Annotated in this window: 17 protein-coding genes; 9 read left to right on the forward strand and 8 right to left on the reverse strand. The window is 61.4% G+C overall.

All coding sequences use genetic code 11. The annotated features are described in order from the left end of the window. Positions 1-355 precede the first annotated feature (355 nt). Positions 356-3,343: an L-glutamate gamma-semialdehyde dehydrogenase gene (locus tag ACQ4MS_RS07500; protein WP_431098775.1), complete on the reverse strand. Its 2,988-nt coding sequence runs from the start codon at positions 3,341-3,343 to the stop codon at positions 356-358. 124 nt (positions 3,344-3,467) lie between these two features. Here ACQ4MS_RS07500 and ACQ4MS_RS07505 point away from each other — a divergent pair, with 124 nt between their 5' ends. From ACQ4MS_RS07505 to ACQ4MS_RS07515, 3 genes are all read left to right on the forward strand, one after another. Then, a complete protein-coding gene (locus tag ACQ4MS_RS07505) occupies positions 3,468-3,947 on the forward strand; it encodes an Lrp/AsnC ligand binding domain-containing protein (RefSeq protein ID WP_431098776.1) in 480 nt (159 codons plus the stop codon). Positions 3,948-4,136: 189 nt separating this feature from the next. Continuing rightward, positions 4,137-5,297, forward strand: coding sequence for an ABC transporter substrate-binding protein (locus tag ACQ4MS_RS07510; protein WP_431098777.1), 1,161 nt, complete (start codon positions 4,137-4,139; stop codon positions 5,295-5,297). Positions 5,298-5,561: 264 nt separating this feature from the next. After that, positions 5,562-6,143: a DUF3617 domain-containing protein gene (locus ACQ4MS_RS07515; protein WP_431098778.1), complete on the forward strand. Its 582-nt coding sequence runs from the start codon at positions 5,562-5,564 to the stop codon at positions 6,141-6,143. A 121-nt stretch (positions 6,144-6,264) separates the two neighbouring features. Here the strand turns inward: ACQ4MS_RS07515 and ACQ4MS_RS07520 are convergent, their stop codons facing one another. Further along, a complete protein-coding gene (locus ACQ4MS_RS07520; protein WP_431098779.1) occupies positions 6,265-6,966 on the reverse strand; it encodes a YggS family pyridoxal phosphate-dependent enzyme in 702 nt (233 codons plus the stop codon). A 49-nt stretch (positions 6,967-7,015) separates the two neighbouring features. On the opposite strand from ACQ4MS_RS07520, the gene ACQ4MS_RS07525 reads away from it, so the two are divergent. The 3 genes from ACQ4MS_RS07525 to ACQ4MS_RS07535 all read left to right on the forward strand — a co-directional run bounded on the left by ACQ4MS_RS07525 (position 7,016) and on the right by ACQ4MS_RS07535 (position 10,393). Beyond that, a complete protein-coding gene (locus tag ACQ4MS_RS07525) occupies positions 7,016-8,059 on the forward strand; it encodes a type IV pilus twitching motility protein PilT (RefSeq protein ID WP_431098780.1) in 1,044 nt (347 codons plus the stop codon). Between the two features lie 146 nt (positions 8,060-8,205). Beyond that, on the forward strand, positions 8,206-9,342 hold the full coding sequence (locus ACQ4MS_RS07530) for a PilT/PilU family type 4a pilus ATPase (RefSeq protein ID WP_431098781.1): 1,137 nt from the start codon (positions 8,206-8,208) through the stop codon (positions 9,340-9,342). A 136-nt stretch (positions 9,343-9,478) separates the two neighbouring features. Further along, complete coding sequence (locus ACQ4MS_RS07535) at positions 9,479-10,393, forward strand: NAD(P)-dependent oxidoreductase (protein WP_431098783.1); 915 nt, start codon at positions 9,479-9,481, stop codon at positions 10,391-10,393. A gap of 70 nt (positions 10,394-10,463) precedes the next feature. Here the strand turns inward: ACQ4MS_RS07535 and ACQ4MS_RS07540 are convergent, their stop codons facing one another. From ACQ4MS_RS07540 to ACQ4MS_RS07550, 3 genes are all read right to left on the reverse strand, one after another. Then, on the reverse strand, positions 10,464-11,120 hold the full coding sequence (locus tag ACQ4MS_RS07540; RefSeq protein ID WP_431098785.1) for a BON domain-containing protein: 657 nt from the start codon (positions 11,118-11,120) through the stop codon (positions 10,464-10,466). Further along, the gene (locus tag ACQ4MS_RS07545) at positions 11,117-11,716 is read right to left on the reverse strand and encodes a phosphoheptose isomerase (RefSeq protein ID WP_431098788.1); all 600 of its coding nucleotides are present in this window, start codon (positions 11,714-11,716) and stop codon (positions 11,117-11,119) included. The genes ACQ4MS_RS07540 and ACQ4MS_RS07545 overlap by 4 nt, the downstream gene beginning before the upstream one ends. A 322-nt stretch (positions 11,717-12,038) precedes the next feature. Then, on the reverse strand, positions 12,039-12,527 hold the full coding sequence (locus tag ACQ4MS_RS07550) for a YraN family protein (RefSeq protein WP_431098790.1): 489 nt from the start codon (positions 12,525-12,527) through the stop codon (positions 12,039-12,041). A gap of 50 nt (positions 12,528-12,577) precedes the next feature. Between ACQ4MS_RS07550 and rsmI the strand changes: the two genes are divergently transcribed. Both rsmI and ACQ4MS_RS07560 read left to right on the forward strand, forming a co-directional pair. Further along, the gene (rsmI, locus tag ACQ4MS_RS07555; RefSeq protein WP_431099555.1) at positions 12,578-13,426 is read left to right on the forward strand and encodes a 16S rRNA (cytidine(1402)-2'-O)-methyltransferase; all 849 of its coding nucleotides are present in this window, start codon (positions 12,578-12,580) and stop codon (positions 13,424-13,426) included. Continuing rightward, the gene (locus ACQ4MS_RS07560; protein ID WP_431098792.1) at positions 13,423-14,655 is read left to right on the forward strand and encodes a multidrug effflux MFS transporter; all 1,233 of its coding nucleotides are present in this window, start codon (positions 13,423-13,425) and stop codon (positions 14,653-14,655) included. Before rsmI ends, ACQ4MS_RS07560 begins: the two co-directional genes overlap by 4 nt. A gap of 15 nt (positions 14,656-14,670) precedes the next feature. Here the strand turns inward: ACQ4MS_RS07560 and ACQ4MS_RS07565 are convergent, their stop codons facing one another. Both ACQ4MS_RS07565 and ACQ4MS_RS07570 read right to left on the reverse strand, forming a co-directional pair. Further along, positions 14,671-15,156 carry a hypothetical protein gene (locus ACQ4MS_RS07565; protein WP_431098794.1) on the reverse strand — a complete coding sequence of 162 codons (486 nt, stop codon included), beginning with the start codon at positions 15,154-15,156 and terminating at the stop codon, positions 14,671-14,673. 334 nt (positions 15,157-15,490) lie between these two features. Beyond that, the gene (locus ACQ4MS_RS07570; protein ID WP_431098796.1) at positions 15,491-16,414 is read right to left on the reverse strand and encodes a LysR family transcriptional regulator; all 924 of its coding nucleotides are present in this window, start codon (positions 16,412-16,414) and stop codon (positions 15,491-15,493) included. A gap of 173 nt (positions 16,415-16,587) precedes the next feature. Here ACQ4MS_RS07570 and ACQ4MS_RS07575 point away from each other — a divergent pair, with 173 nt between their 5' ends. Then, positions 16,588-17,868 carry a cation:dicarboxylate symporter family transporter gene (locus ACQ4MS_RS07575; protein ID WP_431098797.1) on the forward strand — a complete coding sequence of 427 codons (1,281 nt, stop codon included), beginning with the start codon at positions 16,588-16,590 and terminating at the stop codon, positions 17,866-17,868. On the opposite strand, the gene ACQ4MS_RS07580 is transcribed toward ACQ4MS_RS07575, so the two are convergent. Continuing rightward, positions 17,811-19,676 (reverse strand): peptide transporter, encoded by a 1,866-nt coding sequence (locus tag ACQ4MS_RS07580; RefSeq protein ID WP_431098798.1) that lies wholly within the window; start codon positions 19,674-19,676, stop codon positions 17,811-17,813. The genes ACQ4MS_RS07575 and ACQ4MS_RS07580 overlap by 58 nt on opposite strands. Between the last annotated feature and the right edge of the window lie 75 nt (positions 19,677-19,751).

Raw genomic sequence — 19,751 nt, forward strand, 5'->3', positions numbered from 1 at the left:
AATACCAACAAGGACACGCCATGGCGTGTCCTTGTTTCTCCAGGTATCGGGTTCTTGTCTTGGGCTGTTGGATATTGGTTCCCTTCCCACCCCTTCTGTATGCGCCGAGGAGCGGAGGGCCAGACGGATCAGGGCAAAAACTTGTTTGAGCGGAGCGAGTTGTTTTTGACCCCGGCTGGACCGAGCACCGCAGGTTGCCCCGGAGCGCAGCGAAGGGGACGCAGACAGCAGGGTCGCCTTTTCTTTGCTTACTTTTCTTTTGGCGAAGCAAAAGAAAAGTGAGTAGCTGCCGGGCTACCCCCGGCCAGCAGGACTTAGAAAAGAGCGCCCTGTCGGTACAAACAGCGACCTGCCCTCAAGCCCCTCCAGCCAGAAGCGCCGCATTCCCCCCAGCCGCCGTCGTATTCACTGTCACCGTCTGCTCCGCACAAAAGCGATACAGGTAATGCGGCCCACCCGCTTTGGGCCCCGTTCCGGACAGGCCTTCACCACCAAACGGCTGCACCCCGACCACCGCGCCGATCATGTTGCGGTTCACATAAATGTTGCCCACATGGGCGCTGGCCGCAAGCGCCTGTGCCCGCGAATCGATGCGGGTCTGGATACCGAGCGTGAGGCCGTAGCCCAGCGCATTGATCTGCGCGGTGACGGCCTCCGGCGTGGCCAGCTCGCCGCTGCCCCAGCGCACGATCTGCAGCACAGGGCCGAAGATTTCATCTTTCACCTCTGCCAGGCTGCTCACTTCAAAGGCTGAGGGAGGAACGGTATTTGCTATTAAATCAGGAGCGGCTTGTGCATTATTTACCTGGCTTACAACCACTTTTGACGTTGAATTCAGGCGCTCCAGGTGCTTCTGGATGTTGTCAAAGGCTTCGCGGTCAATCACCGGGCCGACGTCTGTCGCCAGGTCGGCCGTCCCGCCCACCACGAGTTCCTGCGCGGCGCCCTTGATCATCTCGATCACGTGGTCGGCGATGCCTTCGTGCACGCACAGCAGGCGCAGCGCCGAGCAGCGCTGGCCGGCGGAACGGAATGCGCTTTGCACTACGGCGTCGGTCACCTGCTCGGGCAGGGCTGTGCTGTCCACCAGCATGGCGTTGATGCCGCCGGTCTCGGCGATCAGCGGGACGATGGGACCGTCTTTGGCGGCCAGCGCGCGGTTGATGATCCTGGCGACCTGGGTGGAGCCGGTGAACACCACGCCGGCCACCTGCGGCGCTGCCACCAGCGCGGCGCCCACGGTGTCGCCGGGACCGTGGGCCAACTGCAATGCGCCCTCGGGCACGCCGGCTTCATACAACAGCTTCACGGCTTCCCAGGCTACGCCGGGCGTTTGCTCGGCGGGTTTGGCGACCACCGCATTGCCTGTCGCCAACGCTGCCGCGACCTGGCCGGTGAAGATGGCCAGCGGGAAATTCCAGGGACTGATGCAGACCCAGACGCCGCGCGCCGCCAGGCGCAGCTCGTTGGTCTCGCCCGTCGGGCCGGGCAGCGCCACCGGCTGCATGATGCGTTCCGCCTCGTTGGCGTAGTAGCGCAAAAAGTCCACCGCCTCGCGCACTTCGGACACCGCGTCGCCCCAGGTCTTGAAGGCTTCTTTCACCAGCAGCGCACAAAATTTCGGCATCTGCTGCTCCAGCGCGTCAGCGGCACGGCGCAGGACGGCGGCACGCTCGGCAACGGGCACTTTGCTCCACTTTTGATAGCTGTTTGCGCCCGTCATGATTGCGCTGGCGGCCGATTTGACATCGAACTCCGGCACCACGGGAACCCGCGTGGTCGCCAGCGCGTCCAGCAGCGGCGCGCGCATGCTCTGAACCGTCAGGTCCAGCCCCCGGCTGTTGGGCCGGCCCGGGCCATACAGCACGGGCGGCAGCGGCAGCGACGATTCGGACTCCAGGCGCAGCGGGGACGTCAGCAGTTCGCCCATACCGATCGACTCGTCGGCCAGCTGGTGCACAAACGAAGAGTTGGCGCCGTTCTCAAGCAGGCGGCGCACCAGGTAGGCCAGCAGGTCCCGGTGGGCGCCCACGGGGGCATACACGCGGCAGCTGATCAACGGGTTCTTCAGCACCTCACGAAACACACCCTCGCCCATGCCGTGCAGCCGCTGCAACTCGAACGGAACTGCATTGCGCGACGCCATCTGCAAAATCGCGGCGATGGTGGCGGCGTTATGGCCTGCAAACTGCGGGTAGATCGCATCCGGCACGGCCAGCAGCGCCTGCGCGCAAGCCAGGTAAGACACGTCGGTGTGGTGCTTGTGCGTGAACACCGGGTAATGCGGCAGCCCCATCTCCTGCGCGCGCTTGATTTCCGAGTCCCAGTACGCGCCCTTGACCAGCCGGCACATCAGGCGCAGCTTGTATTTGCGGCCGATGGCGGCGATGTGCCCGATCAGCTCCAGCGCGCGGGTCTGGTAAGCCTGCATGGCCAGGCCAAAGCCCTGCCACTGCGGGTGATGTTTTGCCACGAGAGCAGCCAGCGCCTCAAATACGTCCAGCGAGAGCTCCAGCCGGTCGACCTCTTCCGCGTCAATCGTCAGGTTGATATTGGCCCGGGCCGACAGCTCGCACAAGCCCCACACGCGCGGCACCAATTCGGCCATCACACGCTCACGCTGGGCGTCCTCGTAGCGCGGGTGCAGCGCGCTGAGCTTGATGGAAATTCCATCATTTTTCTCTGTAGCCCCAGTCGATTGAGCGCGAGTAGCTATTGATTTGATAGCGTTCGTGTAGCTGGCCAGATAACGCAGCGCGTCGGTGCCAGTACGCGCGCCCTCGCCCAGCATGTCGTAGCTGAAACGCAGATTGGGGATTTTTTTGCGGCTGTCGTCGGCCTCGGCCATGGCATCACCGATCGTCTGGCCGAGTACAAACTGCCGGCCCAGCAATTGCACCGCGCGCAAGGTGGCAGCCACCACGGTGCGCGCGCCCAGCTTGCTCATGAGGTTTGGGTGCCCGCCCTCGGGCAAAAACATCTTGGACATCGCGATCGCCGAAGCCGACAGCCGCGCCATCACACCATCACCTGCGCCGTCAAAATCAGCACGGCCCAGCTGGTCGGCCGTGAGCGCAATCGCGGTTTCCGCATCCGGGACGCGCAGCAGCGCTTCAGCCAGGCGCATCAGGGCCAGGCCCTCGGCGCTGGAGATCGGGTATTCCTTGAGCAGGCTTTCCATGGCCCAGAAGGGCGGCGGGTTGTCGCGCACGGCCTGCACCCAAGGTTGGGCAGAGTGCGCCGCCGCCGCCCAGTCGAGCGCGCCTGCCAGACCCTGCAGATGGCCAGCGACGATGTCGGCTTCAGGGCGATAGGGAAACGGCAGGCGGGGGGACATTGGCATTTGGGGACTCCATAGAGGGTTTCACGGTGAAAGCAGCCAATTCAGGCTCGATATGGCGATATTCTCTTGAAGCATGCTGAATTTCCCGCTAAATTTGGACAATTCTCCGAATAATTCACTACTCATGCTCGAAACATCACCAGACATTGACCGCATTGACCTGAAAATCCTGAATGTTCTGCAGCAGGACGGCCGGGTTTCCAACCTCAAACTTGCTGAAAGCGTGGCGCTGTCCCCTACGGCGGTGCTGGCCCGTGTGCAGCGCCTCACCCGGGATGGCTACATCCTGGGGTATGAAGCGCTGCTGAACCCCCTCAAGCTGGGCGCGGGGATGATGGTGTTTGTCGAAGTGCTGCTGGACCGCACCACGCCCAACGTGTTTGAAGCCTTCAAGGCGGCGGTGCAGGTGCACCCCGAAATCACCGAATGCCATATGGTGGCCGGCGGCTTTGACTATTTACTCAAGACCCGCATGGCCGACATGGCCGCCTACCGCTCCTTTGCCGGTACGGTGCTTTGGCAGCTGCCAGGCGTGCGCGAAACCCGCACCTACGCGGTCATGGAAGAAGTGAAAAACACGACCCGGCTGGCATTGGGCGTGTAACCAGCGCTCACATCTGGGCCCAAAATCCGGCTTTTTTCACGAATCTGGACCCTAAACCGCCCAGTCACGGGCTTACCGCGTTGCCAAACCACCGGCATTGGAATACCTTGCAAGCACATAAGAAGCGGATTGCATAAGTCCAATACAGCCAGACAACATCGGCCATTGAGCCTTCGGAGGGTCCTCCAGATGAACGTCAAGCCATGGTTCTCGTACAGCGCAATGTTGCAAACCTTTGCTGCAGTCTGCGCACTCGCAGCCGCCGGCGCCGCCCAGGCGGCGGAAGTCGGCGTCACGGATACTGAAGTTCGCATCGGGCAGTTCGCGGCCCAGACCGGGCCCGCGGCCGAGCTGGGCAAACGCATGCAGATGGGTATCCTGGCCCATTTCAATGCCGTCAATGCTGCGGGCGGCGTCAACGGCCGCACCCTCAAGCTGGTTTCACGTGACGACGGCTATGAGCCGGAAAAAGCGGCGGCCGCAGTGAAGGCGCTGATAGAAGAAGACAAGGTGTTCGCACTGATCGGCTCGGTCGGTACGCCGACGACACTGGCCGCGGTACCGGCCATCAATGCGGCGGGCATTCCGCTGGTGGGCCCCTTCACCGGAGCGCAGGCGCTGCGCGAGCCCTTCAACCGCAACCTGTTCCATGTGCGCGCCAGCTACTTTGATGAAACCGAGCGTATCGTGCAGCACCTGAGTACCGTCGGCATCACCAAGATTGCCGTCTTCTACCAGAACGACTCCTACGGCAAGGCCGGACTCGAAGGCGTGACGCGGGCGCTGGCCAAACGCAACCTCAAGCCGGCGGCCAGCGTCACGGTCGAGCGCAACAGCGTGGACGTGACAGCGCCGCTGGCGGAGATCCTCAAGGCGGCGCCCGAAGCGGTGATCCAGATCAGCGCCTACAAGTCCTGCGCGGCGCTGATCAAGCAGGCCCGGGCCAAGGCGTATGGCGGCCAGTTCTTCAACGTCAGTTTTGTCGGCTCAAAGGCATTGGCCGAGGAGCTGGGCGACACAGGCGCAGGGGTGACGATTTCGCAGGTAGTGCCCTTCCCTTACACACCGTCATCGGCCATCGTGCGCGAATACCAGCAGCGCATGACAGAAGCCGGCCACAAGGATTTTGACTTCTCCAGCATGGAGGGTTTCATGGCGGCCAAGGTCTTCACCGAAGGCTTGCGCCGCGCCGGCAAGACACTGACGCGCGAGGGCCTGGTTACCGGGCTGGAGTCGATGCGCGAGGTCAACCTTGGCGGCTTCATCGTGAGCTATGGACCCAAGAATCACGAAGGCTCGCGTTATACCGACCTGACCATCATTGGACGGGGCGGCCGGTTTGTCCGCTAGCAATGATGCCCGTAACGCCCAAAACCATGGCCGCCTTCACCTGAAGCGAAATCCCCCAGTCCCTGTTGACTTGCAACAACACCCGGCACTGCTGCATTCCGCCCGCGCTACGATTTCCTGCGTCCTGGAATCCCGGCGGCACACTCGATGCGCTTTGGGGGAGCCGACCGGAGTTGCATGCCGTTTCGGGAAATTTCGCACTTGCATGAATGCGCATACCCATCCTAGACTGGGCCGCCGCAATCGGTGGCCTTTGGAGAATCCATGAACAAGAGCTTGCTGAATCCTTTATCCGCCCCACGCACCACATTGCTGGGCCTGCTGATCCTGACTGCCCTGCCCGCGATGGCTCAAACCACCAAACCGGGACTGTGGGAGATGACAAACAAGATGCAATCGAGCTCCGGCGAGATGGAAAAAGCCATGGCCAACATGGAAAAACAGATAGCAAGCATGCCGCCAGAACAACGCAAACAGATGCAGGACATGCTGGCAAAACAGGGAATGTCCATGGGCACGGCCGCCGGCGGCGGCATGAGCATGAAAATGTGTATTACGAAGGAGATGGCCGATCGCAACGAGTTGCCGCAACAGCAACAGGGCGACTGCAAGACCACCCAGTCGCCGCGCAGTGGCAACACCATGAAGCTCTCCTACGTCTGCACCCAGCCCCCTTCCAGCGGTGAAGGGGTGATTACCTTCAACGGTGACACCGCCTACACGATGAAAATGAACGCCACGACCACCGTCAAAGGCAAGCCCGAGAAGATGACCATGGACGCCGCGGGCAAATGGCTGTCAGCCGACTGCGGCAATATCAAACCCATCGCGCCACCCAGGAAGTAGAAGCAGCTCCCGAGGCGGGGACATCTTCACCAGCAGGGGCCGCGGAACCGGCTTTGCCGGGCCGCAGGCGCAGCGGCCCCTCGGGGGCAGGAAGCTACACGCAGTGAGCGACCGTGGGGGTCTATCTATCACCGAAGATGGCAGTCCCTACGCGAACCATGGTGCTGCCGGCATGAATGGCTGCCTCCAGGTCGCCCGTCATGCCCATTGACAAGGTGTCCATGCGCGTGGGCAACACGCCCGATGCATTTATCTCATCAAAAATGGCCTTGGCCCGCGCATGTACTGCGCACGCCGCTATAAAATCAATAGCAGGCTCTGGAATCGACATGAAACCACGCAGCACCAGGCGCGGCAACTGGGCCACCTCTCGCGCCAGCGCCAGGACCTCATCAGGCGGCAGGCCTGACTTGTTGGCGCCGCCGTCTACGTTGACCTGCAGGCAGATCTGGAGCGGCGGCAGATCAGGCGGCCGTTGCTCGCTCAAGCGCTGGGCGATCTTCAGGCGATCCACCGACTGTACCCAGTCGAAGTGCTCGGCCACCACCCGGGTTTTGTTGCTTTGCACCGGGCCGATGCAGTGCCACTCGAGCGCCGGCATGCCAGCTTGCGTCCGCAGCGCCAGGATCTTCTCTACGCCCTCGGCAATGTAGTTTTCGCCAAAGGCGCGCTGGCCGTCCGAGGCGGCATCCGCCACCGCGTCGGCGCCAAAGGTTTTGGATACAGCCAGCAGCCGCACGGTAGCCGGATTGCGGTTGGCGGCGAAGCAAGCCGTGGTTATCCGGTCACGGACAAGCTGGAGATTGCGCACAATCGTGGTCATAATCGAACTGTAAACTTAAGTTTGGAAACCATTTTCAAAGGGCCCCGGGATGGATATCACGCAGCTGCTGGCTTTTAGCGTCAAGAACAAGGCGTCTGACTTGCATTTGTCGGCAGGCTTGCCCCCCATGATCCGGGTTCACGGCGATGTGCGGCGCATCAACATCGATCCGCTGGACCACAAGCAGGTGCATTCCATGGTGTACGACATCATGAACGACACCCAGCGCAAAACGTATGAAGAATTCCTGGAAGTCGACTTCTCCTTCGAAATCGACGGGCTGGCCCGCTTCCGGGTCAATGCCTTCAACCAGAATCGCGGCGCCGGCGCTGTGCTGCGAACCATCCCGTCCAAGATCCTGACGCTGGAACAGCTCAACGCGCCCAAGATTTTCGGCGACCTGGCACTCAAGCCGCGCGGCATGGTGCTGGTGACGGGGCCCACGGGTTCGGGTAAATCCACCACTCTGGCCGCCATGGTCAACTTCCTGAACGAAACCGAGTACGGCCACATCCTCACGGTGGAAGACCCGATTGAATTCGTGCACGAATCCAAAAAATGCCTGATCAACCAGCGTGAGGTCGGCCCGCACACCCTGAGCTTCAACGCCGCGCTGAAATCCGCGCTGCGTGAAGATCCGGACGCCATCCTGGTGGGTGAAATGCGCGACCTGGAAACCATTCGCCTGGCCATGTCGGCCGCTGAAACCGGCCACCTTGTGTTTGGCACGCTGCACACGTCCAGCGCCGCAAAAACGATTGACCGGATCATCGACGTGTTCCCGGCCGAAGAAAAGGAAATGATCCGCTCCATGCTGTCGGAGTCGCTGCAGGCGGTGATCTCGCAAACGCTGTGCAAGACCAAGGACGGCGCGGGCCGGGTTGCTGCGCACGAGATCATGCTGGGCACCAGCGCCATCCGCAATCTGATCCGTGAAGCCAAGGTCGCACAGATGTACTCTTCCATCCAGACCGGCAACAGCGTGGGCATGCAGACGCTGGACCAGAATTTGACCGACCTGGTCAAGCGCAATGTGATTTCCGCCGCGGAGGCACGCGGCAAAGCCAAGATTCCGGAGAATTTCCCGGGTTAGGCATGGCCCCCACGTTTTTCACTTCGTGTAATGCGCTGCCCCCCGAGGGGCTAATTTTTCTTGGGGCGGCCCGGCGAAAAATTGCTGGTCCGTCAATTTCGCCGTCTTTCCGTTGACCACTGCAATCTGTTTGAAAGGAGTCGCAAATGGAACGCGACCAGGCTAGTAAATTCATTAACGACCTTCTCAAACTGATGGTCAGCCGTAATGGCAGTGACTTGTTCATCACGGGCGACTTTCCGCCGGCCATGAAAGTCGACGGCAAAGTGACCAAGGTGTCGCCGCAGCCGCTGAACGCCGGCCACACGCTGGCGCTGGCCCGTTCCATCATGAACGACAAGCAGGCTGCCGAGTTTGAGCGCACCAAGGAATGCAATTTTGCGATTTCGCCGCCCGGCGTGGGGCGCTTCCGTGTCAATGCCTTCATCCAGCAAGGCAAGGTCGGCATGGTGATGCGGACGATTCCAGCCGTGCTGCCCACCATCGACGGACTGGGTGTGCCCCAGGTGCTGAAAGAAGTCGTGATGAGCAAGCGCGGCCTGACCATCCTGGTCGGCGCCACCGGCTCGGGCAAATCGACCACGCTGGCGGCCATGGTCGACTGGCGCAACGAACAATCCTTCGGCCACATCATCACCATTGAAGACCCGGTGGAGTTTGTCCATGCGCACAAGAACTGTGTGATCACACAGCGCGAAGTGGGTCTGGACACCGACAGCTGGGAAGCGGCCCTGAAAAACACGTTGCGCCAGGCGCCCGATGTGATCCTGATGGGCGAGATCCGCGACCGCGAAACCATGGAACACGCCATCGCGTTTGCCGAAACAGGCCACCTGTGCCTGGCCACTCTGCACGCCAACAGCGCCAACCAGGCGCTGGACCGCGTGATCAACTTCTTCCCTGAAGAGCGTCGCACCCAATTGCTGATGGACTTGTCACTCAACCTCAAGGCCATGATTTCACAGCGCCTGGTGCCCAAGCAGGACGGCAAGGGCCGTTTTGCGGCGGTCGAAGTCATGCTCAACTCACCACTGATCTCCGACCTGATCTTCAAAGGCGAAGTCTCCGAAATCAAGGAGATCATGAAGAAGAGCCGCAACCTGGGCATGCAGACTTTCGACCAGGCGCTGTATGACGCGTTCGAGAGCCACTTCATCACTTATGAAGATGCCTTGCGCAATGCGGATTCGGTGAACGACCTGCGCTTGCAGATCAAGCTCAATTCGCAACGCGCCAAGTCGGTGGACCTGGCCGCAGGCACCGAAAACTTCGCCATCGTATAAAGCACCCCGCGGGCCTGGTTTCACGCCCGCGGTTTGATTGGCGCAGCCGTTTCCGCCACGCCTTCCGCCGCCGTCTTTTGGTCATTATTTTTTCGCCATTTCGCTCCGCCCTGCAACCTCAGCGCACTTCAAATCCATGTCCAGCACCACCACTAAAACGTACGATCCCTCGCCGGCCCGCAAAGTCGCCTTTCTGGGCCTTGGTGTCATGGGTTATCCCATGGCCGGGCATCTGGCGCTTGCCGGCCACCGGGTCACGGTGTACAACCGCAGCCCCGCCAAGGCAGAGGCCTGGTGTGCAGAGTTTGCGTCTGCAGCAACACCGGCGCATGCTCCGCTGCCGCGTCTGGCTGCAGCAGATGCCGACATTGTGTTTTGCTGTGTCGGCAACGATGACGATTTGCGTTCCGTCACGCTGGGCGCCGACGGCGCGTTTGCCGGCATGAAGCCAGGCGCGATTTTCGTCGACCACACCACCGCTTCGGCCGACGTGGCACGCGAGCTCTCGGCAGCAGCCATCAAACTTGGCCTCCAGTTCATTGACGCCCCCGTGTCAGGCGGCCAGGCTGGCGCGCAGAACGGCGCGCTGACGGTGATGTGTGGCGGTGATGTTGTGGCGTTTGACGCCGTGAAGCCGGTCGGCATGGCCTTTTCAAAAGCCTTCACCCTGATGGGCCCAAGCGGCGCGGGCCAACTCACCAAGATGGTCAACCAGATCTGCATTGCCGGGCTGGTGCAGGGCCTCAGTGAAGCGGTCGCGTTTGGCCAGAAAGCCGGGCTGGATGTGAACCAGGTGCTCGACGTCATCGGCAAGGGGGCCGCACAAAGCTGGCAGCTCGACAACCGCGGCAAGACCATGGTGGCCGACAAGTTTGACTTCGGTTTTGCTGTCGACTGGATGCGCAAGGACCTTGGCCTCGTGCTCGACGAGGCCAAGCGCAATGGGGCACGCCTGCCCGTCACGGCACTGGTGGACCAGTTTTATGCGGATGTGCAGGCCATGGGTGGCCAGCGGTGGGACACTTCCAGCCTGATCAAACGCCTGAAATAAACGTCAGGACGGCCGAAGGGAACGAGGGAAAGATTTAAGCGGCCCAGGCAGGGGCCGCCAGCCCCGGTTTTCAGCCGCCCGCGGGCTTGGCGGCGGCAGGCGGTGCATCAGGCTTTGGCAGCATGCGGGCCAACTCTTCCTCGCTGATGATCTCGAACATGCGGATGACTTTTTGCACCCCCGGGGTAGAACGGACCACTTCGGTGGCGCGATCCGCCTCGCGCTGCGTCACACGTCCCATCAGGTAGGTCGTACCACGCTCGGTTACCACTTTGAAAGCGTTCAGGGACAAGTCTCGGGCATCCACCAGCATTGCCTTGACACGGCCGGTGACGAACGTGTCGGATGAGCGCTGCGTCAGCGTCGAGTTGCCCATCACGGCCAGCTCGTTGACCACCGAGGTCACATTTTCCACACGTGAAACGATCTGCTCGACCAGCTGCTTGTCCTGCGCACTGGGCACTTCACCTGTCAGCAACACCTGGCGGTTGTAGCTGGTCAGATTGACATGCACGCGGTCGCCCACGTTGGTGCGAATCCGGCTGGCGGCCCGCAATTCAATGCCTTCATCTTCCAGCTGCGCGCCTGATGTGCGGCGGTCAGTGGCAACCAGCGCGCCGCCGGCCATGCCACCCACCACCAAAGGAAAACAGGCCGTCAGCGTCCCGCCGATCAACACCGATGTACCGATGGCCAAACTCAGCCGCTTCAACGAGGCAAATTTCATACAGAGGTCTCCTGATCACCAAGTAACTGGGTGTCCACACCGTCGCAAATACAGTGAAGGACGAGAAGATGGACTTCCTGGATGCGCGCGGTTCTTTCATGCGGCACACAGATATGCACATCGGTTTCACGCAGGGCATGCGTCATCTTGCCGCCGCCCCGGCCTGTCAGCGCTACCACGGTCATTTCACGCTCGTGCGCCGCTTCGATGGCGGCCAGCACATTGGCGGAGTTACCGCTGGTGCTGATAGCCAGCAACACGTCGCCAGCGCCGCCCAGGGCACGCACCTGCTTCGAGAAGATCACCGTGAAGTCGTAATCGTTGGCGATCGCCGTGAGGATGGAGCTGTCGGTGGTCAGCGCAATCGCGCCCAATTCCGGCCGCTCGCGCTCATAGCGTCCCACAAACTCGGCAGCGAAGTGCTGGGCATCGGCCGCCGACCCGCCGTTGCCGCAGGCCAGCACCTTGCCGCCACTGGTGACACTGGCCAATATGGCCTGTACAGCAGCCGCAATCGGCTTGGAAAGCACTTGCGCTGCCTGGTATTTCAAGTCGGCGCTGTCAATGAACTGCTGTTCGATACGTTGTTCAAGCATGGCGCCAATGATAGCGGGTCATGATTGCCCTTCAGCGGTGAAGCCCCGTTTGCCTCGCGAAACCGGTGCAACGCGCTATATGAATCAATAACTTACAGAGGCCCCATGGCTTTGTCGTGGGAAGGTGATTTGTGAGTGTTTGTGTTCCCGCTACAGGGCGACGCGCCAACGCACATGGCAGGCCCCAGGGCTGCAGGCGTCATTCAGTGACGCCTCGTGATAGCACCAATAGCTATCAATTTGATAGCTGCTAGCGCGCGGCCCTAAAGGGCATGAGGCCTATTTTATGTAAAAAAACGAATGGAAGGCCTCTCCAGGCACATCATGAGGCATCAAACGCCGCAGGGAGCCACTCAATGCCGGCAGAAGAGGCCGGCGCCCCACCCACCGAGCCACCCAGCGCACCATTGACCAGAACCACATCAAAGCGGCACGGCGGCGGACTGGCAAACCGCGTAAGGTAATGACGCGCCGCAAAAATGATGCGCTGCTGCTTGACGGTGCTGATACTGGCGCCCGCCCCCCCATGCAGATTGCCCGTGCGCTGGCGCACCTCCACAAACACCAGCGTACCGTCTGGCGCGCGCATCACCAGGTCGATTTCCCCACCGCCACGGCCGGGTGTTTTGTAATTGACTTCCACCAGCTTGAGACCGGCCTTCAGCAGATAGGCGAGCGCAGCGGACTCGGCAGCGTCGCCCCGGGACTTGGTGGTAACCTGCCCGGGTGACGGTTGGGTGCCTGTTGATCGGGTGCCATTCACGGCACCGCCCGGCAGCACCTTGGCAACCTGTTTTCTGGAAAACCACATTGAACGCTTCTTTCGACCTGGCACTGGATGCGGCACGTGCCGCAGCAGGCATGCAGCATTATCCGGAAAGTGCGCTCTATGTCGTGGCCACGCCCATCGGAAACCTGGCCGACATCAGCCTGCGCGCCCTGCAGGTGCTCCAACTGGTTGACGCCATCGCCTGCGAAGACAAGCGCCATTCCCAGCCCCTGCTTCGCCAGTACGGCATTGACAAGCCTTTGCTGGCGGTGCACGAACACAATGAAGCAGAGGCCGCGGGCCTTGTGATCGAACGCCTGCAGCGAGGTGAGCGTGTGGCCTATATCAGCGACGCCGGTACGCCGGCCGTAAGCGACCCTGGCGCACGTTTGGTTGCGTCCGTTCGTGCGGCTGGATTGGCCATCATGCCTTTGCCAGGCGCCAGCAGCGTCACCGCAGTGCTGAGCGTGGCCGGGCTCGGCAGCCCGGGGGGCGAAACAGGTTTTGTGTTTGCGGGTTTTTTGCCGAGCAAGGCCGGTGAACGCGACCAGGCTATCCAGGCGCTGCAAACCGATACGCGAGCTATCGTGATTCTGGAAGCGCCGCACCGCATTGAAGCACTTGCCAAAGCGCTGGCTGTACTGCAAGGCCGCCTGGTCACAATCGGCCGCGAGCTGACCAAACAGTTCGAGGAAATTGCCACTGTGCCGGCGCAGGATTTTTCCGGCTGGCTGGCCGCTGGATCCCAGCGCACGCGCGGCGAGTTTGCGCTGGTGCTGCATCCTTGCGCTGCAGCCGATAGCCCTGAAGATGGCACACGGGTCCTGCAGCTGCTGCTGGCGGAATTGCCTCTCAAGACCGCCGTGAAAGTCGCCGCGGAAATCACAGGCATGGGCCGCAACGAGCTGTACGAGACGGCCCTCAAACTGAAGAAAGAATGAACCCGAACGCCGACGAACTCTGGCGTGCCCCGCGCTGGACCCTTGCCGCCCTGCTGGCCGTCCTCGGCATGCTCGGGCCCTTTTCCATCGACACCTATATTCCGGCGTTTGCCGGCATGGCGCAGTCGCTGGGGGCGTCGCCCGTAGAGATGCAGCAGACACTGTCGGCTTACCTGTTCGGTTTTGCCTTCATGAACCTGTTTCACGGCGCGCTGGCCGATAGTTTCGGCCGGCGGCCGGTAGTGCTGTGGGGTATCGCGCTGTTCACCCTGGCGTCGGCAGGTTGCGCGCTGTCGCAAAGCATCGGGCAACTGGTTTTCTTCCGGGCCGTACAGGGCCTGTCGACTGGCGCTGGCATCGTGGTGTCGCGCGCCGTCATACGGGATATGTACCCGCCAGCCCAGGCACAGCAGGTGATGAGTCAGGTCACCATTTATTTCGGGGTGGCGCCTGCATTGGCCCCAATCGTCGGCGGCTGGCTTTTTGTGCATCTGGGCTGGCACAGCATTTTCTGGTTCCTGACGGGAGTGGGCGCGATCCTGTGGGTTACCAACTTCCGTTTTTTGCCAGAGACGCTTCCGGCGCTGGAACGCCAGCCGTTTGAGGTCAGGCACCTGATGCGGGGCTATTGGCAGCTGGGTTCGAGTCCACGCTTTTTATTGCTGGCGCTGGCCAGCGGCGTGCCCTTCAACGGCATGTTTTTGTATGTACTGTCAGCGCCAGAGTTTTTGGGAGCGCACCTGGCGCTGCAGCCTACCGAATTTTTCTGGTTTTTCGTCCTGACCATTTCCGGCATCATGTCCGGCGCCTGGCTGAGCGGCCGCCTGGCGGGGAAGATTGCCCCCAAGCAGCAGATACGGCACGGCTTTGTCATCATGCTGGTCACCTCAGTGCTCAACCTGGCGGCCAACATGCTGTTTCCTCCGCATGTTTCCTGGTCCCTCATTCCCATCGCCGTGTTTGCATTCGGCTGGGCGCTGATGGTGCCGGTGGTCACGCTGCTGGTGCTGGACCTTTATCCCGCGCGGCGCGGCATGGCGTCTTCGCTGCAAGCCTTCGTGGGATCCACCGCCAACGGCATTGTTGCCGGTGTCATTGCCCCGCTGGCAATGCACTCAACGCGCGCGCTGGCCGCAGTCTCGCTCGGGATGATGTGTATCGGCTTGCTGGCCTGGGTCTACCTGCATCACCGGTGGCCGGATATCGGCCGCTCCGCGACGCCCGATTAACGGGGAATACACCCTTTAACGGTCTTTGACCCGCAAAGGGAATTCCATGCCCTGGCCGGTGCGTTGAATCACGTTGTTGCCGTCCAGATATGCCCAGAAAAACATCGGCTGGTCGTTGTCCCGCCAGCGGTAAGTCATGATGTCTCCCGACCAGGAGGCGACACGGTCAATCCTTGCGGGTCGGCCAAATTCACGCTCCATGTCCGCGCGGGTCCACTTGCCCGGCTGGACTCTTGAAAACTCTGCCGGCGTCAAGACCTCGCGGACACTGACGACCCTGCCAGAGGCGTCCAGGTCGATCATGGTGGCGAACTGGCCGAGCGGCTGGCCCGAATACTGCAGCCGGGTCCCCGCATCCAGCGGCAACACCCTGGACGGTGTCCCGCGAAGAGCGAAGACCTCCTCGCGGGTCATGCCGGGCTTTACCGGCGTAAACGCACAGCCGGCCGCCAACAGCGCCGCGACAATCACAAAACTTGAACCTGATTTAAATGCCCTCATGGCACACCTCTGCCTGAAATTGAATGATTGAATGATTGGGTTCATGGACGTTGATATCTCCGCCTCGCCAGAACGCTCCCGCCCCTGGCACCGTGGCGCCCGCCTCAAAGTCGCGTCCAGCGGATCGCGGCAGGCTGAAGCAACGGCGTTTGGCATCTTGCCATTCCCGCTGAAGCCGTGCCGAACACTGCCATGTTGTTTCTGGCATCCCTGGCACACGGCCAAAGGACTGAAACCGGAATTAACACAATGCACCAAACCCAGGTGACTACCAGCTTCATTTTGCACCGGAACTGGCTTGGGGCTGAGGTGTTTGATGCCCAGGCATCCGCGCTCAGGCTTTGTACTGCCGCGCCAGGCTCTTGGCCAGGTCCATGAAATTCTTTTCGGCCGGTGAGTTGCTGTCGTCCCGGTTCACCATCGTGATGGGCGCCATCAGTGCGGGCTTGGCATAGCGGATGCGGCAGTACACCACGCTCTCGCGGTGGAAATCCTTCATGGATGCGGGAACCACAGAAACGCCCGCGCCCGCCGCGACCAGGCTGATGTTGGTCAGCATACGCTCGACCTCCGAGGCGATTTTGGGTGTGAAGCCTGCCTGTTCGCACGCTTCGATCAGATCCGAATACATGCCTGGCGCGCCGTGCCTGCGCACCAGAATGAATTGCTCATCGACCAGGGATTTCAAGTCAATGACCGGCATCTTGCCCTTCGCGGCGCCCGCCACCAATGCGTGGCCCACCGGCAGGATCAACAGCAGTTCTTCTTCGAGCAAGGGGAAAAAGCTCACGCCATGCGGATGGCTGACGGGCGTACGCAAAATTGCGACATTGACCTTGCCCCTGTCTATGCCTTCGGTCAGCTCGGCCGCATTGGCCTCCCTGAGGTCCAGGTGCACATCGGGATAGGCGCCGCGGTAGGCCCGGATGATTCCCGGAATCAAGGGGTGGGCCGCGGCTGAACTGGTAAAGCCAATGGCCAGTGTGCCCTCAAAGCCCTGCGCGGCGCGCGCAGCGCGTGCTGAAGCCTGCTCAACGCTGCGCAAGATGGCCTGGGCTTCCTGCACAAACACCGCGCCGCCAGCCGTCAGCGCCGCGCCTTTGGGGTGGCGGCGGAACAGCTCGAAACCCAGCTCTTCCTCGAGCAACCGGATCTGGTGACTCAGGGGTGGCTGCTGCATGTTCAGCCGCTCGGCAGCGCGCGTGAAATGCTGCTCCTCGGCAACCATCAGGAAGTAGCGCAGGTGCCTCAGTTCCATCGCGTCAGTCCATCTTTTTTTTGTATTAGAGATCGTGTTTCCGGATTTTATGTATATACCTGTGGCGGCGCGTGACACCTTCGCGTCATTGCCCATGCCGTCCATCCTCAAAAAACCACCGTATGGCGCGGCCGCCGGGCATCTACAGGGATCACCCGTAGACTGGCCGGGCGATGATCAGAATCAGAAAAACGCTTTGCCATCCCATCGCGCAGATGGCCCTCGCCTTTGCCGCGGGAATGCTGCTCGGGCACTTTTCGCCGTCAACCGGCGCGCTGATGAAACCCCTTAGCGACGGCTTTCTGCGACTGATCGGCATGCTGATCGGCGTGCTGATTTTTTGCCTGGTGGCGTCCGGTATCGCCAGCATGCGCAACCGTCTGCAGGCCACGCAGGTGGGCGTCAAGGCCATCATCTACTTCGAGGCCATGACACTGATCTCTCTGCTGGCGGGTATTCTGGGTGCCGTGCTGCTGGCGCCCGGCAAAGGTTTCCCCCCGGATTTTTCCGTCGATGCCGCACAGGCGGCACCAAAAGCGGCCGCACAAACCACAACGGGCTTTCTGCTCGACATCATTCCTTCGACATTTGTCGGAGCCTTCACCGGCAACAACAACCTGCAGGTCCTGCTGCTGGCGCTGCTCTCGGGCATCGCACTGGCACGCGTGGGTGAACGCGGCCGCAGCCTGCTGAATTTCATTGAAGCGGTGCAGCAAGTATTGCTCAGCATGGTGGGCATGGTGTTGAAGCTGGCGCCATTGGCTGCCTTCGGCGCTGTGGCCTTCATGATCGGCCGCTACGGGATGTCCTCCGTGCTGCCGCTGCTGCATTTTCTCGCCGCGATCTACTTCGTCAGCATCCTGTTTGTCTGCGTGGTGATGGGCCTCATCGCGCGAGCCGCCGGCTGCAACATCTTCCGTCTGGTCGCCTATGTGAAGGAAGAGTTGCTGCTGGTTTTTTTCACCAGCTCATCGATCGCCGCCCTGCCGAGCCTTGTCGGAAAAATGGAAAGACTGGGATGCGCCAAACCGGTGGTGAATCTGGTGCTGCCGACCGGCTACAGCTTCAACCTGAACGGCAGCAACATCTACATCGCCATGGCGGCGATCTTCCTGGCGCAGGTGGCGCATATAGAGCTCGGCTTCTGGTCATTGCTGTCACTGCTAGGCATCGCGATGCTGACTTCGAAGAGCGCCACCAGCGTCGCCGGTTCGGCCTTCCTGGCCCTGACCGCGACGCTGACCAGCCTGAACCTCATTCCGGTGGCAGGCATTGTCCTGTTGCTGGGCATAGAGCGGCTGATGAAATGCCGCTCTCTTACCAATATGATGGGCAATTGTGTGGCCTGCGTCGCTGTGTGCGCCTGGGAAAAATCGCTCGACCGTCATGCCATGCATCACGCCCTGTCTGGCAAAACTGGCAAAGCCGCTTCACCCATCGCCGACCAGATCTGATGGAGGCGCTCGCCCAGACACTCAGGGCGGCCTTCGAATAAAGCGTTCAAGCGCTCAGGCCGCTCCAGCCGTTGATAGAGTGCGGCCCGCTCCGCGTAATCGTCGGCCAAGCGGATGGCAGCGGCGACATAGCCCTCCACACTGGCGGCAATGCTCCAGTCTGGCAGGCCCACTCGCCGGAACAGCGCTTCATCAATATGTTCGAACACCTCGGGCCCTGTCTTGCACACACCGGGCAGGCCGACCGTCACCGCGTCGGTAATGCCATTGGTGTTGCCGAAAGGAAAAGGGCTCAGGAACATGTCACAGCGGCTGAAGGTCGCGAGGTAGTCTGGATAGGGCTGGTGCGCGTAGATTTCGGCATCCGGCAGGTAGCGGTGTATCACCCTTCGCACCTGCGGATAGATCAGCCCTGTCGCCTGCCCGATCAGGAAGTGGAAACGAACTTGCCTGCGCGCGCTCACCTTGATCTTCTGGCAGGCCAGCAGGAATTTCGGGTTGAGCTTCATGGTGGTCGCGGCCACGGCGATGTTGACGACGCTCGAATCCTGCCGCTGCTGCCGCACCAATGAGACCTCAATAGCGGACGGCCTGTAGGGCTGCCCGTCTTTCGGCAAGCGCAACAGGGTTTCGCTGAAGCAGGCGGGATCGCCGACAAAATCGTCTTCCACACTGACATAGTCAATGCGGTCGGAGTGCGTGGTGGCCGGATGTCCCAGCGCGGCCACCTGCACGGGCGCCAGGCGCTGGTTGGCCGCGAACATGGTGATGGGAAACATGCCGACGCTGGGCATGTAGAACACGGCCGGCCTGAGGGCGCCCGCCAGCGCGTGCAGCTGACGCAGGCAGGCGATCATGTCGTTGGGCGCGGCAAAATCAATCACCTCGTCAAACACCGCCCGGCCCAGTTCGTCGATGTTGCCGGAGTAGGCAATGGCCACCAGGCGGAAATGCCGGCGCGCGGCCTCCAGGGTTCTGGAATGCGTGCGGTAAATCGAATGTCCGCCGGAGAACCACTCGAGCAACACCAGCATGATGGGCTTGTCCACGCTTCTCACGGCGAGCGCGGGCGTAACACGGTCCAGACCCAGCGCTTCGAGCTTCTTGCGGACCAGGCGGTTGATGGGCCGCTTGATTTCGTGGCGGCCGGGCTGGTCGGCATAGCTGCAGTGCATGTACACATCGTGCAGGATACCCAGCGGCAGCAGGTCCAGGGTGTCGATTTCTTCGAGATGGGCGGGTAGCCAGGCCAGCAGTGCCTCGCGCTTGGAGTGCGCGGCGGGAGAGCCGAGGAAACGCGGTGACAGCAAAGCCGTGAACAGTGCCGCGGCCAGCTTTTTGTTCTGCCGCCACAGCAGTTCCGCGTCCAGCGGAATTTCCGACTCGGGTGAATACAGGATGCAGAACTTCACCAGGTTCTGCTCGCTCACATGAAACTCCGGCGAGCCGGGACCCAGAAAGTTGAGCGACTTCAGGATGTGGTCACAGTTGACGAAAGCGCTGGCGGCAAACAGCGCCGAGAGCCAACGCTGGAAGTTGATGAGCTGTCCAAAGCCGCCGGGCGTTACGTGAAAGCCCGGGTCGGAAAACAGGGCCGAGATGGCGCTCGTGATGCGGGTCAGGCCGTGCGCATCGCGCTCCTGCGCGCCTATGGCCGTCGACAGGCTGAGCGCAAAGTTACCGTCCAGGTTGCCGTAGTTCCTGTCTATCAGAAGCAACAGTTTGACCAGCTCGCGCGCGGCCGGCTCCTGCTGCCGGGAATAGCACAGATATTCGAAGTTTTCCAGGGAAAAAACATTGTCAGTCACGGTGTGCTCCCGTTGCGGAAAACCGGCGGTAGCCGTGCCGGCAGCGCCAGTATCACCGCTGATGCCCGTTTCACC

This window comes from Polaromonas aquatica, from assembly GCF_050626995.1.
GTDB classification, from domain to species: Bacteria; Pseudomonadota; Gammaproteobacteria; order Burkholderiales; family Burkholderiaceae_C; genus Polaromonas; species Polaromonas aquatica_A.

Bases quoted from the DNA above. Each gene is read 5' to 3' on its own strand.
- ACQ4MS_RS07500 (WP_431098775.1), bottom strand. From the start codon at position 3,343: ATGCCAATGTCCCCCCGCCTGCCGTTTCCCTATCGCCCTGAAGCCGAC.
- ACQ4MS_RS07505 (WP_431098776.1), top strand. From the start codon at position 3,468: ATGCTCGAAACATCACCAGACATTGACCGCATTGACCTGAAAATCCTG.
- ACQ4MS_RS07510 (WP_431098777.1), top strand. From the start codon at position 4,137: ATGAACGTCAAGCCATGGTTCTCGTACAGCGCAATGTTGCAAACCTTT.
- ACQ4MS_RS07515 (WP_431098778.1), top strand. From the start codon at position 5,562: ATGAACAAGAGCTTGCTGAATCCTTTATCCGCCCCACGCACCACATTG.
- ACQ4MS_RS07520 (WP_431098779.1), bottom strand. From the start codon at position 6,966: ATGACCACGATTGTGCGCAATCTCCAGCTTGTCCGTGACCGGATAACC.
- ACQ4MS_RS07525 (WP_431098780.1), top strand. From the start codon at position 7,016: ATGGATATCACGCAGCTGCTGGCTTTTAGCGTCAAGAACAAGGCGTCT.
- ACQ4MS_RS07530 (WP_431098781.1), top strand. From the start codon at position 8,206: ATGGAACGCGACCAGGCTAGTAAATTCATTAACGACCTTCTCAAACTG.
- ACQ4MS_RS07535 (WP_431098783.1), top strand. From the start codon at position 9,479: ATGTCCAGCACCACCACTAAAACGTACGATCCCTCGCCGGCCCGCAAA.
- ACQ4MS_RS07540 (WP_431098785.1), bottom strand. From the start codon at position 11,120: ATGAAATTTGCCTCGTTGAAGCGGCTGAGTTTGGCCATCGGTACATCG.
- ACQ4MS_RS07545 (WP_431098788.1), bottom strand. From the start codon at position 11,716: ATGCTTGAACAACGTATCGAACAGCAGTTCATTGACAGCGCCGACTTG.
- ACQ4MS_RS07550 (WP_431098790.1), bottom strand. From the start codon at position 12,527: ATGTGGTTTTCCAGAAAACAGGTTGCCAAGGTGCTGCCGGGCGGTGCC.
- rsmI (WP_431099555.1), top strand. From the start codon at position 12,578: ATGCAGCATTATCCGGAAAGTGCGCTCTATGTCGTGGCCACGCCCATC.
- ACQ4MS_RS07560 (WP_431098792.1), top strand. From the start codon at position 13,423: ATGAACCCGAACGCCGACGAACTCTGGCGTGCCCCGCGCTGGACCCTT.
- ACQ4MS_RS07565 (WP_431098794.1), bottom strand. From the start codon at position 15,156: ATGAGGGCATTTAAATCAGGTTCAAGTTTTGTGATTGTCGCGGCGCTG.
- ACQ4MS_RS07570 (WP_431098796.1), bottom strand. From the start codon at position 16,414: ATGGAACTGAGGCACCTGCGCTACTTCCTGATGGTTGCCGAGGAGCAG.
- ACQ4MS_RS07575 (WP_431098797.1), top strand. From the start codon at position 16,588: ATGATCAGAATCAGAAAAACGCTTTGCCATCCCATCGCGCAGATGGCC.